This window comes from Paracoccus shandongensis (assembly GCF_017315735.1).
In the GTDB taxonomy this organism is placed as follows: Bacteria; Pseudomonadota; Alphaproteobacteria; order Rhodobacterales; family Rhodobacteraceae; genus Paracoccus; species Paracoccus shandongensis.
Genome location: NZ_JAFLRK010000008.1, coordinates 12900 through 25997, shown reverse-complemented (window position 1 = coordinate 25997; position 13098 = coordinate 12900). Strand labels below are relative to the sequence as shown.

At 60.1% G+C, this 13098-nt stretch carries 15 protein-coding genes and 1 pseudogene; 9 read left to right on the top strand and 7 right to left on the bottom strand.

What is annotated here, in order from left to right; all coding sequences use genetic code 11:
• Positions 1-40: 40 nt before the first annotated feature.
• The 4 genes from JX613_RS07660 (at position 41) to JX613_RS07645 (ending at position 3996) form a co-directional block, all read left to right on the top strand.
• On the top strand, positions 41-1072 hold the full coding sequence (locus JX613_RS07660; protein ID WP_237168431.1) for an ABC transporter permease: 1032 nt from the start codon (positions 41-43) through the stop codon (positions 1070-1072).
• Complete coding sequence (locus tag JX613_RS07655; protein ID WP_237168430.1) at positions 1069-1992, top strand: ABC transporter permease; 924 nt, start codon at positions 1069-1071, stop codon at positions 1990-1992. Before JX613_RS07660 ends, JX613_RS07655 begins: the two co-directional genes overlap by 4 nt.
• Positions 1993-2017: 25 nt before the next feature.
• On the top strand, positions 2018-3100 hold the full coding sequence (locus tag JX613_RS07650) for a BMP family ABC transporter substrate-binding protein (RefSeq protein WP_207100868.1): 1083 nt from the start codon (positions 2018-2020) through the stop codon (positions 3098-3100).
• 137 nt (positions 3101-3237) lie between these two features.
• On the top strand, positions 3238-3996 hold the full coding sequence (locus JX613_RS07645) for a DUF5020 family protein (protein WP_207100867.1): 759 nt from the start codon (positions 3238-3240) through the stop codon (positions 3994-3996).
• 210 nt (positions 3997-4206) lie between these two features.
• On the opposite strand, the pseudogene JX613_RS07640 reads toward JX613_RS07645, so the two are convergent.
• Together JX613_RS07640 and JX613_RS07635 are read right to left on the bottom strand one after the other, a co-directional pair.
• Positions 4207-4373: pseudogene (locus tag JX613_RS07640) on the bottom strand (transposase); the annotation flags it as partial.
• A 219-nt stretch (positions 4374-4592) separates the two neighbouring features.
• Positions 4593-4877 carry an HU family DNA-binding protein gene (locus JX613_RS07635; protein ID WP_237168429.1) on the bottom strand — a complete coding sequence of 95 codons (285 nt, stop codon included), beginning with the start codon at positions 4875-4877 and terminating at the stop codon, positions 4593-4595.
• 267 nt (positions 4878-5144) lie between these two features.
• On the opposite strand from JX613_RS07635, the gene JX613_RS07630 reads away from it, so the two are divergent.
• The 5 genes from JX613_RS07630 (at position 5145) to JX613_RS07610 (ending at position 7769) form a co-directional block, all read left to right on the top strand.
• Positions 5145-5621, top strand: a complete 477-nt coding sequence (locus tag JX613_RS07630) for an exonuclease/endonuclease/phosphatase family protein (RefSeq protein ID WP_237168428.1) — start codon at positions 5145-5147, stop codon at positions 5619-5621.
• A 320-nt stretch (positions 5622-5941) separates the two neighbouring features.
• Positions 5942-6253, top strand: coding sequence for an H-NS histone family protein (locus JX613_RS07625; RefSeq protein ID WP_237168427.1), 312 nt, complete (start codon positions 5942-5944; stop codon positions 6251-6253).
• A gap of 140 nt (positions 6254-6393) precedes the next feature.
• The gene (locus JX613_RS07620) at positions 6394-6603 is read left to right on the top strand and encodes a cold-shock protein (protein WP_207100866.1); all 210 of its coding nucleotides are present in this window, start codon (positions 6394-6396) and stop codon (positions 6601-6603) included.
• Positions 6604-6731: 128 nt separating this feature from the next.
• Positions 6732-6956 carry a hypothetical protein gene (locus JX613_RS07615; protein WP_207100865.1) on the top strand — a complete coding sequence of 75 codons (225 nt, stop codon included), beginning with the start codon at positions 6732-6734 and terminating at the stop codon, positions 6954-6956.
• A gap of 180 nt (positions 6957-7136) precedes the next feature.
• Positions 7137-7769, top strand: a complete 633-nt coding sequence (locus JX613_RS07610) for a DUF2934 domain-containing protein (protein WP_207100864.1) — start codon at positions 7137-7139, stop codon at positions 7767-7769.
• Between the two features lie 480 nt (positions 7770-8249).
• Here the strand turns inward: JX613_RS07610 and JX613_RS07605 are convergent, their stop codons facing one another.
• Genes JX613_RS07605 through JX613_RS07585 form a run of 5 tightly spaced genes read right to left on the bottom strand, consistent with a single transcriptional unit; the run spans position 8250 to position 13090 of the window.
• Positions 8250-9263, bottom strand: coding sequence for a TrbL/VirB6 family protein (locus JX613_RS07605; RefSeq protein WP_207100863.1), 1014 nt, complete (start codon positions 9261-9263; stop codon positions 8250-8252).
• Positions 9263-9883, bottom strand: coding sequence for a hypothetical protein (locus JX613_RS07600; protein WP_207100862.1), 621 nt, complete (start codon positions 9881-9883; stop codon positions 9263-9265). The genes JX613_RS07605 and JX613_RS07600 overlap by 1 nt, the downstream gene beginning before the upstream one ends.
• On the bottom strand, positions 9880-10854 hold the full coding sequence (locus tag JX613_RS07595) for an ATPase, T2SS/T4P/T4SS family (protein ID WP_207100861.1): 975 nt from the start codon (positions 10852-10854) through the stop codon (positions 9880-9882). The genes JX613_RS07600 and JX613_RS07595 overlap by 4 nt, the downstream gene beginning before the upstream one ends.
• Positions 10854-12392, bottom strand: coding sequence for a TraB/TrbI/VirB10 family type IV secretion system protein (locus JX613_RS07590; protein ID WP_207100860.1), 1539 nt, complete (start codon positions 12390-12392; stop codon positions 10854-10856). The genes JX613_RS07595 and JX613_RS07590 overlap by 1 nt, the downstream gene beginning before the upstream one ends.
• The gene (locus tag JX613_RS07585) at positions 12389-13090 is read right to left on the bottom strand and encodes a TrbG/VirB9 family P-type conjugative transfer protein (protein WP_237168426.1); all 702 of its coding nucleotides are present in this window, start codon (positions 13088-13090) and stop codon (positions 12389-12391) included. The genes JX613_RS07590 and JX613_RS07585 overlap by 4 nt, the downstream gene beginning before the upstream one ends.
• Between the last annotated feature and the right edge of the window lie 8 nt (positions 13091-13098).

The window sequence follows — 13098 nt, the reverse complement described above, 5'->3', positions numbered from 1 at the left end:
TGCACTTGTCCAGCGAAGCGAGGTTTCGCTCAAGAGCATCATGCTCGTGCCACTGGTGACCTTCGTTCTGGCATTGCTGGGTAGCATGGTCTTGTTCGGCTTTCTTGGCGCCCCCCCTCTCGAAGTCCTCTACAGGTTGCTGATTGATCCGCTGGCATCGGCGTACAACATTTCCGAGGTGGTGATAAAGGCTGCGCCTCTGATCCTGATCGCCCAGGGTCTGGCCATCGGCTTCCGGGCGAAGGTCTGGAATATCGGCGCTGAAGGCCAACTGATCATCGGCGCCGTGGCGGCAAGCGTGATCCCCATCACCTTTCCGGAAAGCCAGAACATCCTGATGCTTCCGACGATGATGCTAGCCGGCATGATCTCGGGGGCGGCGTGGGCTGGGATCGCTGCAGCGCTTAAGACGCGCTTCAACGCCAGCGAAATCATTGTGACGCTGATGCTAAATCAGATCGCGGTGCAGATTCTGTATTTTCTCATCAACGGGCCGCTCAAGGATCCGATGGGGTTCTCCTATCCCCAGTCGGTAAGTTTTCCGCCGGTGGCGATGTATCCGCTTCTATCGGGTGACGGGGTGCTTCGGGCAAACGCGTCCATTTTTGTGGTCGTCCTGCTGTCGATTGTAGCGCTGATCTATGTCACGCGCACTTTCTCGGGATACACGCTGCTTGTGGGAGGGCTTGCCCCGAGTGCCGCCAGCTACGCGGGCTTTAGCGCCAAGAAGGCGGTCTGGATCACGCTGCTGATCGGTGGTGCCGCTGCGGGCCTGGCTGGAGTGGGCGAAATATCGGGGCCGATTGGCAGGCTTCAGCCGTCATTGTCCCCCGGCTACGGTTTTGCCGCGATCATCGTAGCTTATCTCGGCGGCCTGCATCCGGTCGGGATACTGCTGGCCGGAACATTCATGGCAATCGTCTATGTCGGCGCGGACGGTGCGATCATCGATGTAGGCCTTCCCCCGGCGGCGCCGGTAATTTTCCAGGGAATGGTTCTTGTGTTCTACCTCGCCTCGTTCGCCTTGGTCCAATACCGCATCGTACGAATCCAACCGGAGGCAAGGGCATGATGGACACGATCATCTTCGTCCTGGCGGGCGCCTTTGCAACCGCCACACCCCTTCTACTCGCGGCGATCGGCGAGGCCGTGGTAGAGAAAACGGGTGTCATGAACCTTTCTGTGGAAGGCATGATGGCATTCGCGGCAGCTGTGGCCTTTGCCGTCACATATCAGACAGGAAACATTGTGCTGGGTTTCGGCCTTGCGGTCGGCGCATCTGTGGCGCTGTCCCTGGTTTTCTCTGTGCTCGTGCTGGCCTTTTCGGCGAACCAAATCGTCTCCGGGCTTGCGGTCGGGATCCTAGGCCTTGGCCTTTCCAGCCTAGTCGGGCGCAATTTTGAGAACCTGACGATGATGGCCCCGGCAAACCTCTCGCCACCCGTTCTGTCGGAGCTGCCCCTTGTCGGGCTGATCCTGTTCCAGCAGAACGCCATCACCTATCTCGCCTTTGCGGTCGCGTTCCTGACTTGGTGGTTCCTTGCCAGGACGCGTCACGGCCGCATCACGAAGGTCGTGGGCGAAGACCCGGCCATAGCGCATAACCTAGGCTTTGCCGTTATCCGGATCCGCCTGTTTGCGATAATCTTCGGCGCCACAATGTCGGGCCTTGGGGGCGCCTATGCCTCGACGATCCTGACGCCCGGCTGGTCGGACGGTCTAATCGCCGGCCGGGGGTGGATCGCAGTTGCACTAGTGGTATTCGGAACCTGGCGGCCGCTCAGAATCGCATTCGGAGCCTATCTCTTCGGGGCGCTCCTTCTGGGGGATCTGGCCGTCCAAGCCACCGGCTTCAGTGTTCCGCCGCAGATCATGACATCCCTACCCTACGTAATGACCATCGTTGTCCTTGCCGCGGTTTCCAGGAACGCACTTCTGATCCGGCTAAACGCACCGGTCTCGCTGGGCCAGAATTTCCGTCCATCAAAATAAGAACAAACGACCAACAGGAGCAACCATGTTTCAGATCATTCGCGCACCCTTGCTTGGTGCAGTCCTTTCCATGTCATGGTCCGGGGCGCTGTTCGCGCAGGAACCACTCGACGTGGCAATCGTAGCGCCCAACGCAATCGGCGATGTCGGCTGGGACCACGAAGTCGTACGCGGCAAAGAGGTTCTCGAAGAGCGGTTCGGGGAAAAGATAAACGTGACGGTTATAGATTCTGTCGGTGAAGGACCTAACGCCACCCGCGTCATGAACCGGCTTGTGGCGAACGGGACCGACGTCCTGATCTTGGGTTCGTTCGGACACATGAGCGATGGCCTAGCCTTGGCCAAGAGATCGCCCGAGCTGAAGGTCTTGCATATCGGCGGGTACCAGAACCTTCCGAACTTCGCAACATTCACGACGCGACATTACCAAGCCTCCTATCTGTGCGGCATGGCGGCTGGCTATGCGACGAAGAACCAGCAGCTTGGTGTCGTGGCCGCTTTTCCTTTGCCGGAAGTCCTAGGCATCCTCAACGCCTATGTCTTGGGTGCGCAGAGCGTCAACCCGGACCTCAAGCCGGTAAAGGTGGTATGGCTGAATGCCTGGTATGATCCCCCGCGCGACCGGTCTTCGGCGGAAAGCCTGATTTCGCAGGGCGCCGACGTGATCTATTCGTTGTTCCCGGGCACCCCCTCAGCTGTCGCCACCGCCGAGGAAAAGGGTGTCTACGCTGTCACTACGCTCAGCGACAACTCCGCCCATGCGCCGACCAAGCACCTGTGCGCGGGGCAGGCCAATTTCGGGGTTGTCTATGCCGATGTCGTCCAGTCCGTGATTGATGGAACCTTCGAAGGCAAGGACATCTTCGCCGGTGTCGCCGAAGGAGCGATGGAAGTGGCCGGATTGTCAAAGGATCTGACGGAAGAACAGCGGGCGGCGATCCTGGCAAAGCAGGATGCGATGCGCGACGGCAGTTTCGATCCTTTCACCGGCCCGGTCATGAACAATAACGGGTCAGAGGCGATCGCTTCCGGAAAGACGCTGAACTCGTCCGAGATCAAGAGCATGGACTTCCTTGTCGAAGGCATCGACTCGCGGCTGCAGAACTAGGCGGTCGCTGCCATTGACTCAGGATTAGCCCCGGAATGGGCTGATCCTCCCATCGATCATGCGCTTCCCGGGTGCATGCCGGTAACCGTCCAGAGCATCAAGAAGCAGAAAAACCTGCTCCAACAGGAGGAAGACTTATGACCAAACACCGCATCATCCCGGCGTCGATATTGGCACTGGGCTTGGGCAGCGCCGGGCATGGAGCCCAGGCCGAGGTGCTTTTTTCCGGTGGCGAAGTACAGCTGCACTATGGCGACGGATTTCATCTGGGTGCTAATGGTCTTGACTCGACCACCCGCACTACCCTGACCTTTGAACATTACACACTGTTCGACTGGGGCGATCTTTTCTATTTCGTCGATCTCAACATGGATCATCAGGGAACCGGGTCGGACAACAATCACTACGCCGAGGCTTGGCTGCACCTGAGCGGCAGGACCATGGGGCTGACATTCCCGGAGGGCGCGTTCGTCAAGGATGTCGGACCCGATCTTGGTATCAACCATGGCGAGGATTTTCTGGTCATCTCTCCTGGGGTCCGCGCCGACCTGAACGTGAATGGCTTTTCCGTCCTGACGGCAGGTGCCTATGTCTATGACAGTGTCGATGATCCGTTTGATCGCGACCTCGACACGACATACCAGATAACCTTTGTCTGGGATTACCCTTTCCAGATTGGCAACGAAAACCTGTCCATAAGGGGATTTGCGGACTTTATCGGCGAACAAGGCGACGGTTTCGAAAGCCAAATTGTCTTCTCGCCCCAACTGCGCTGGGATGTCGGCAAGGAAGGCGGCACCATCCTGGGTCTGGAGTATACATACTACAAGAACAAGTACGGAGTGAAAGACTTAGACGACAACTCGGTCAGCGCATTTGCAGCTTTGAGGTTCTAGATCCTGTGTGACTGAAGCGAACCGGACAGCGCTTGGCATTCCCTGCGAAAGGAGGAAGGCATTGTCCGAGTTCTTCGCCTCTCGGCTGATTATTCCCAGAAATTTCTGGCCCCGGTCATTACGCACCAGGGTGGTCCTGCACAGGAACCCTGGTGCGGCTTTTCTTCAGCCAGAGAGCCGGATCATCGCACTGCAGCTCTCTAAGAACACTTAACAAAACCTGCTGATCTGGTTGAGGCAGATGAGAGCGCAGCCGAGGATCACGAAAGCCTCGTGGATGGCGGCGCGCCGCTCATGAGCCGGATGGCGAGGCGGCGAAAGCGGTTCAGCCATGCCGGTGTCCGCTCGACGACCCAGCGATGTCGGCCCAGTCTTTCGCCGCCTCGCCATCCGAAGCCTATGATAGCCCCAACCAGAACCTTAAAGCCGCCTTCGGACATGCAACCCATACCAGAGCTTAGCGAGGCGGCAAACGGGTCGAAAGTTCTGGACTACGTCTGTCGCGCGGGACAGGACCAGGCGAACTCGTCTTTTCACCCGATATGGCGTCACTCCCACTGCATGCGGGAGCAAGCCATGTCCGCGGTCGGCAGCGGTTAAGAGTTGACGCTGTCCTTCAGAGCCTTGGCCACCGTAAACTTTACCACGCGATCTGCCGGCTTTGTCATGGCCTCGCCCGTGGACGGATTTCGGACCTGTCGTTCGGGACGATCGCGGCAGGCGAGCTTGCCCAAGCCAGGAAGGGTCAGGGCGCCGCCCTCGGCTACGATCGAGGTCGCAACCTCGGAAAGTGCATCAAGGACAGAAGAGACATCCTTTTTCTCAATGCCAGACTTTTCGGCCAAGGTGGCAAGCAACTCAGTCTTGGTCATCGGCTTCATCGTTCTTTCCTTATAATGTGAATATCTGGGAGAGGGGTAGCCAGTGTCGGCCGGTTTTGCCACCGTAATGCGATTTAGGCCAAGGTCCGGGAGGAGATCCGCACGATATGCTTGTTGAAAGGCAAGATTGAGACGTCTGCAAGGGCCGATGGGTCCGCAGGTGCAAGTGCGGCACAATCTGCCGGCAAACGACGTCCGGGCCCTGCATGCGGCGCCTGTATCGAGGCTCAAAGCCAGAGCACCTGATGGGAGAGGCAGGGCAGCGCCATGCGGATCGCCACCTACAACATCAACGGCATCCGCAGGCGACGTTCCCGGAGCGGCAGCTGGCGGAGGCCGGCTACGCTTCCGTCTGGCACGGGCAGAGCCGCTGGAACGGCGTGGCCATCCTGTCGCGCGGCAGCGAGCCGGTGTTCACGCGCCGCGGGTTGCCGGGGGGGTCCCGATCCCAGCCAAAGCCGCTATATCGAGGCTGCGGTGAATGGCATCCTGGTGGGCTGTCTTTATGCTCCCAATGGCAATCCCGAACTGGGGCAGAAATGGGATTACAAGCTGGCTTGGCTAAAGCGGTTCACCGTCTACGCAAAACAGCTGCTCGCCCTGAACGTCCCGGTGATCCTCGCCGGGGACTACAACATCACTCCCGCCGAGCGCGATGTCTATAACCGGGATCGCTGGCAGGATGATGCTCTGTTCTTGCCGCAGGTTCGAAAATCCTATGCGTCTCTTCTGAAACAGGGCTGATGTCCTGCAATAGCGGCAGTCCATCCCGACAAGCCCGTTTATACCTTCCGGGATTATCTGCCACAAGCTTGGGAGCGAAATGCCGGATTACGGCTTGATCACCTGCTGCTCTCACCTCATTTGGCAGCATGGTTCAAGGACGCGGGTGTGGATCGAGAGATGCGGACTCTGTCGAAAGCCAGCGATCATGCGCCGGCTTGGATAGTGCTCGACATTAAGTGATCCAGTTTTTCCGTTGAAGATCAGACCTACTCGGCAGATGAGAGGCTTTCCTGTCAAGGATGCTTTCTGTATTGCGACAGGCATCTAAGGAGATCATCATGGATATCGTCTATAATGAGCTGTCGCTTGAGCAGCTGAAAGAGATCAACAAGAAATCCGCAGCCGCCATTGCCGATTTCGAGACCCGCCGGAAAAAGGACGCCATCCAGAAGGCGACCGAGATCGCAAAGGCTGCGGGCTTTGCCTCGCTTGAAGACATGCTGGCCGCTCAGCCCGCCAAGCAAAAGGCAGAGCCGAAATACCGCCATCCTGAAAACCCCGAGCTGACCTGGAGCGGCCGGGGCCGAAAGCCCGGCTGGATTGTGGAGGCTCTGGAAGCCGGAAAGTCGCTCGAGGATTTCGCAATCTGATTGCTCGCTCTGACTTTGGGGTATGCGCCAAGCGAATGCGCATGCCTCAACCCGATCATCCGGCTGGGATGATACCTGCTAAACTTCTTCCGCTGTGATCTGCCTCAGCGATCAACAATCTTCTTCCAAAAGGGTCCATCATGGCCACAGGCACTGTCAAATGGTTCAACGCCACCAAAGGGTTTGGCTTCATTCAGCCCGACGATGGCGGGCAAGATGTCTTCGTGCATATCTCGGCAGTCCAGCGTTCGGGCTTGCCCGAGTTCGTCGACGGCCAGAAGGTGTCCTATGACCTGGAGCGTGACAAGCGCTCGGGCAAGATGTCGGCCGGCAATCTGCAAGCAGGGTAAGCGAGGGTGCCGTCCTTCTTCACCACCTTACTGCTCCTGGTGAGGACACACCATCGAGCAAGGTCAGGTATGTTGCCTGGCCTTTTTTCATGATCGGCTGCCCAGCAAGGCCATAAGGGAGACCAGGAATGACCGAGAACCGCAGTGACGCACGTCTGAAGGCCGAGCTTGTCTTCGGCAAACTGCAGGCTCCACCTTCCGCACGTGATCGTGCCTTCGAGGAGATCAACGCTGTTCGGGCGGCGGGGGCGGAAAAGGTCCAAAGGCTTCGGGAAGCGCGGCTTGCCAGGGAATTGCGGGACAAGGGCGCGCTGAGGGAAGCATCAGAACCTGGCTTGCCCGAAACATCCTGAGCACGGTTGCAGCACAGGCAACCCCTTGCAATTGCCCTTCGCGGATGGAGGACTGCTGCAGACATTGGCGGCAAGCTGGCGGAGGCATGTCACCCCCAAGGTCAGCCGACCTGAACCTGTCCTGATCCGAAACCTGATCCAACGGCCACACGTTGTTGATCGCACACACGAGGATTCATCATGATGGAAGACCGCACACGGCGGATCGAGGAACGCGCGCATTCCCTCTGGGAGATGGAGGGCCGGCCCCATGGCCGGGACGCGCAGCATTGGCAGCAGGCGGAACGCGAGATCGACGCGGAAGACGCGGCCGAAGCATCCGCCACCTCGGCCGACATGACCGCGAGGGGCCGCAAGCCAAAGCCGAAGGCTGCAGCGACAAAAGCCAGAAAGACCGCACAGGCAAGCCAGGGACCGCAAGCCGGTGCGACAGCAGATGCTGCCGCGGAGGAGCCGGCCAAGACCCGAGGCCGCAAGCCGAAGGCTGCGGCAGGGGATGAGCCAAAGGCGCCAAAGGCAAAACGCGGCCGTCCTCCCAAGGCCGAAGCCGAAACCCCGGGCACGGCATCAGCATCGGGCAGGGGCCGCAAACCGAAAGCGGCCGCTACCGAGAGTGGCGAGGCGACAAAGGCAACCCGAGGACGCAAGGCAAGGGCTGCGTCAGAGGCTGGACCGGTCGGTGCAGCGGCAGACAGGGAGCCCGCGCCCCAAGACTACACCACTCCGGACGAGGCCAAGGATCGCAGCCCGGAGCCGGATCTGGACACGCAGGTGTCTCCAGAGGCCGCAGGACCCTCTCAGACGACCGAGTAAGATCCCGTTCCGGCTGCCCCCCTGGATGGCCCTTTGCGCCGCAAGGCTGCGCAAAGGGCACTGGTCGAGCAGTCAAGTTCAGTGTCGCTGACCTTCTACATTGTCCCTTCTGGCAAGGCGCTGCTGGCCGCAGACACGGCACGTGAGCGTCAAATGTCGAGACCCAGGTCCAGCACGCGAACAGAATGGGCCAGTGCTCAATCGAGATATAGTCTTCCTGTTTTGCTGCCACTTCGGCAATGCGTTCCAGTACCAGTCTCCCTTTGATGCAAGAAACGATATCTGGTAGCTATCGAATATCATAAGAGTATCGCGAAAGAGATTGTGAGATCGACCGGCGCCTGTTTACAGGATGTCCCTGCGCCCTTGTACAAAGCCTCAATGCCCATGCTGAAGGACGTCAATTATTGGCCTAGATCAAGAAGAGCTTTGCTTTGCTAGTTGAGCGCCTGACCGACTTTTTAGCGCATAGATCGTGTCTCAATATTTCGAACTTCGTTCGGCTATTCGGTGCGCCAGATTGCGCGATCCTGCCAAGGCAAGTTCACCATAGTTTGCCCCCTGTTGCATCGCCTTCTGTCCAACGAAAGCGGCGGCGCGCGCCGGAGGGCTGGCTGCGGCCGCTTTTCCGGCAAGAGAGCCAGCCGCCTTTGCGCCGACCGCCGCGATAGCTGCTTGCGTGGGCGTGACGGACATAATCATGCCGCTTAAGGAACTGACGATCATGGGGATGCAAAGCGTGCAAACGGTCATGATGACCATGCAGGCGATGAACGGGATGAAGTCGGAAACACTTTCCGTTATCGATGTGTCGAGAGAGGTCATGTAGCCCGAGACAATGCGGATCAGCCCGCCGAGCATTATGGCCGTGACGAGCGGATAGAGCATGTAGCTGACTGCGCCTTGGAGCCAACGGTTGAAGTAGTCCTTCGTGACCTCGAACATGCTCAAGGCAATGAAGATGGGTGCGATGCCAAGATAGATCGTCACCATGACCTGACCGAAGATCAGCAGAAGCGCGGCCAGGGCGGCAAGTGTGCCCATGCTGGTAAAGATCAGCACGCTCATGATTGCACCACCCATCCAGCCCATCGGCTCCATGACCTTGTTTGCCTTGTCGGAAAAGGAGGTGATGAAGTCATCCATGGCACCGGCGAGATTATTAGAAGGCACGTCGCCACCTCCGAACTTTCCGAGCAGATTGGCGGCAATGCTGTCCACGCCGCCTTCAACGGCACTGGCGATCAAGTTGAACTGGCCCCAGACCAACCCGATACTGCCTATCGCGATCAGTTTGATAAAGGTGACGACGATCTGCCCGGCCGACATGGGCCGGTATTGCAGAACCATGTTTACGCCGAGCATGACCACGGCAAGCGTCGCCATCGTTGCAGTAAGCGCTCCCATCCCATCCAGCACGGCCCCGAAGCTGGATTTTGCTACATCGTCAAGCTGGCCTTGGGCGCGACTGACGAACTCCTCGATGACCCCCATCAGTAGACCCCCTGCGCCTTGCAAAGCTTATCCACCTCGCGCGTCAGGCGACTACGATCAGAATTGGCATAATCTCTTACCCATGCGCTGCTTTCGTCACTTGGCAAGGTCATGAACCGCGTTTCCAATTCCTCCAAGGCAGCATCCCAAGTTGGGAACCGAAGTTCGCAAGTGCATTTTCCGCCTGCCGCCTCAATGCTTGCTGCGACCTGATGGATATAGGCACTTTCCAGAAAGCGCAGCGAGGCGGCACCCTGGATTGCCCGATGTTCAACCTCGGGTGCGCGGTAGGCGGCGCAGCCACCACGCGTGGTATAAGCACCACCGCGTGACGTTCCACCACCGTAATTCGAGAAGGTCGTGTAGCCCGGCTGCCCCGCAGGATCATTCGCCTGGGCCATGTCCACCGGCATGTCGCTTTGTGCCTTGGACGGGTCCAATGTGACCGGAGAGCCGCCAGTGCTGAAGGAGAAGGTCAGGTAGCCAGCTTCTTCCATTGCCTCACTTGGCATGGTCATCGCGGCAGGCGTCTCGCCCTTGTCATTCGAGAAGGTCATGGCGCCACCGGCCAAAGCCGCAGCACCCGAAACAGCCAGAATACCCGTAATCACCCATTTCATGCCGCGTCTCCTATGGTTGGAATGTAAACCTGCGCGATGCCGCGCGTTTCCCCAATGCGCCCCGTCTGAACAATCACGTCGATGGTGCGAAGGATATAGTTTCGCAGATCGTTGTAGCTCATGCGAACATCCGAACGGCCAGCGGCAATCGCCAGCCGGTCAAGCGCCAGTTCCGGCGTTTCCGCGTGGATCGTCGTCATCGAGCCGCCATGCCCGGTGTTGACGGCTTCGAGGAAGGTCATGGCTTCCTTGCCCCGAACCTCGCCCACGATCAGGCGATCCGGCCGCATCCTGAGCGTGGCTTCCAGAAGCATGTCGGGCGTCCTGGTGGAGCCGCCGCGATCCGCAATGAGAGACACCGCGTTCGGCTGGTCGGGGAACAGCTCACGGGCGTCCTCGATGGTGATGACCCGTTCCTCTTGCGGGATCATGGAAATGATCTTGCGCAGCGCCACGGACTTGCCGGTATCCGTGCCGCCAGAGATCAGGATGTTCAGCTTATGGGTCACGCAGAAGCGCAGCGCCGCCATCAGGTCGCCAGCCTCGATCAGTTCAGCAAGGCTGGCGTTGCGCCTTTTCCGTTCCGCATCGAGAGCCACCTGTTTGCCGTGCAGAAACCGCAGTTCGATTTCCTCTATGGGCAGGGCGGCAAAGAGCCGGAAGGAGAGGGCCGCTTCCTGCGGCGTGGCAGGCGCAAGGACCGCCTGCGCCCGGATCGGGCGGTCGTGATAGGCCACAGTCGCGGAGACCAGCAGCTTGTCGCGGCCGGTCTGCGCCTGGTTCTCGCCCGCGATCTGGTTGGCAAGGGAATGGCCGAAGCCCGGATCAACCCGTTCCCCGGCCGGCTTCATATGCACGTCGCCGCGCTTCAAGATCCAGATGCTGCGATCCGGGTTGACCGAGACTTCAATCGTAGCCGGATCATCCAGCCACGACTTGAAGCGGTCCAGCTTGTGAGCCAGCCAACCCATCAGAGGATTTCCAGGTCGCGATCAACCATGATCGTCACAAGCGAGCCCTGCTTGATGGCAATAGTCGGCTGGCGGTTCAGGTAGCCATCCAAGGCGCTGGAGGTGGCCTCCATCATGTTCTGCGACATGGCTTCCGCCACATCCGATGTGCTGTCATCGTCGTCATCAGCCACGGCAATCGCAGGCGCGAGGCCGATCAGGCTGATCAGCGCGGCCGAGCCAAAGCGCGCGCCGAAATGAGTGTTCACCACCCCGCCCAAGCCCGAACGGCCAATGGCGTCACCTCCATAAGCCCCAATTTCCACCATCTGGTTGTCGGGCAGGATGATCCTGTTCCAGACGATCATCGCGCGGCGCTGCCCGAGGTCGGTGTTGTCGTTATAGGCCCCAATCACCCGCGACCCGCGCGGGATCAGGATGCGCGATCCGTCATAGGAATGAACATCCTCGGTGACGAGGGCGCGGATCGCCCCCGGCAGGTCGGTGTTGATGGCGGTTTCCAGCACCGCCTGGATCATCGTGCCCTGCAGGACGGTATTGGCCGGGCTGGCGATGACCTTGGCCCGCTCCATCGGCGCCCGCGCCGCCTGCTGGCGGGCAAAGCGTTCGTTCTGGCTCTGGTTGCGCAGGTTGGGGTCCAACCCTTCCATGCCGGGCATGGCCGCCGCCGCCTCCATCGCACCCGGAACGCCTGCCGCACTGCTGCTGCCGCCCAAAGCCCTGCCACCAAAGGCGATCATGGGCGACGATGCGCGGGCGCGGTAGAGTTCTTCGGCCTCGCGGCGGCGATCAACTTCCCCGTCCACCATGCCAAGGTCTGGGTTTCCGCTGGTGATCCGCGCCGCGTCAAGCTGCGCCTGAAGCTGCGCAAGCTGCCGGTCACGGTCGGCAATCATGTTGGCATTTTCAAACTGCATGGAGGTCATCGTGTCCTGCAGCTGGCTGACCTGCGCCAAGAGGCTGTCGATCTGCGGGTCATTGTTGACGACCGGCGCCTCCTTGACCGGCGGCACATCGTCTTCAACGGTAACTTCCACGTCCTGCGGCTGCTGGCGCAGCCGCTCGATTTCTGCCTCCAAAGCCTCGATCTGCGCCAGCATCCGGGGATCGGGTTCAGGCTCACGCTGCGCGGGCAGGGGCATCCGGCCAAAGGGTTCCTCACTCGTGGTCTGGAACGCGGCAGGTCGGCCGGTCGGCAAGGCCGCCTCTGACGCCATGTCAGACTGCGGCCAGAACATCACCGCAATAAACAGCGCACATGCCCCGGCCAGGGCGGTGCCAGCCAGAAGCCTGCCTTTTCCACCGCCAACCGTGCCGCGTCGGTTGTTGGCCCGCGCCTCCTGCACCTCCGCCGCCAGACGGGCGGTATCGTCCTCAAGATCAGGCGTGCCCTTGGAGGCATTGTCCTGATCGCCCTTGTTCTGTTCGGTCTGGCCCTGATCCGCTTGGCTCTTTTCGCCCTTGTTCTGTTCGGTCTGGCTCTGATCCGGCTGGACCTGATCCGCGTGGTTTTGTTCGCTCTGGTTCTGTTCGCTCATGGCCGGGGGTCCAGTCGCTTGATGACGGTTTCAGTCGCGGCGATGCGCAGCACCCAATAGGGGCTGATGCCACTCACGCGGATCGTGCCGTCAGGCAGGGTTGTGCTGTTGACAGTGCGTTCCGGCCCCGACGAGGTTTTGAAGATCGCCGGGAGCTGCGCGCCGCGCGGGAAGCGGAAATAGGTGAAGTCGCCATCATCCCAAACCTGCAAGGGCAGGGCGGCATTGCGCTTGCTGGCCGCATAGCCGCCCCAGGGCGTTGTCGGGTTCAGCCGCTTGTTCTGCGGCTCTGCCGCAACTGTGCGGGGCGCCTGCGCACTCACACCGCCACCGAAGCGGACCACATAATCGGCCCGCGCACCCACTTCATTCAGATGCAGGTAGTAGGCGCGGCGATTGGTATAGACGGTCATGTTGGTGGACCCGCCTGCGACGGTCGGCTTGACCACCAAGGCCCGCCCGCCCGGAACACCGTCGAAGTTGAAGCCCTCGGTATCGCCCGCGACGATGCTGACGATTTCCTCACCGGGGCCGAACTCCACGGAGGTCACGCGCATCATGCCCACATTCACGCGGTAAACCTGCCCATCCTGATACACGGCATTGCGGACGCGCGAGTCATGCCGCCCGGCCGAGGGCGTGACTTCGGCCAAGGCCGGTGCCGCCCCCATTGCCGCGCCAAGCGCGGCCGCGATCAACCATGCTT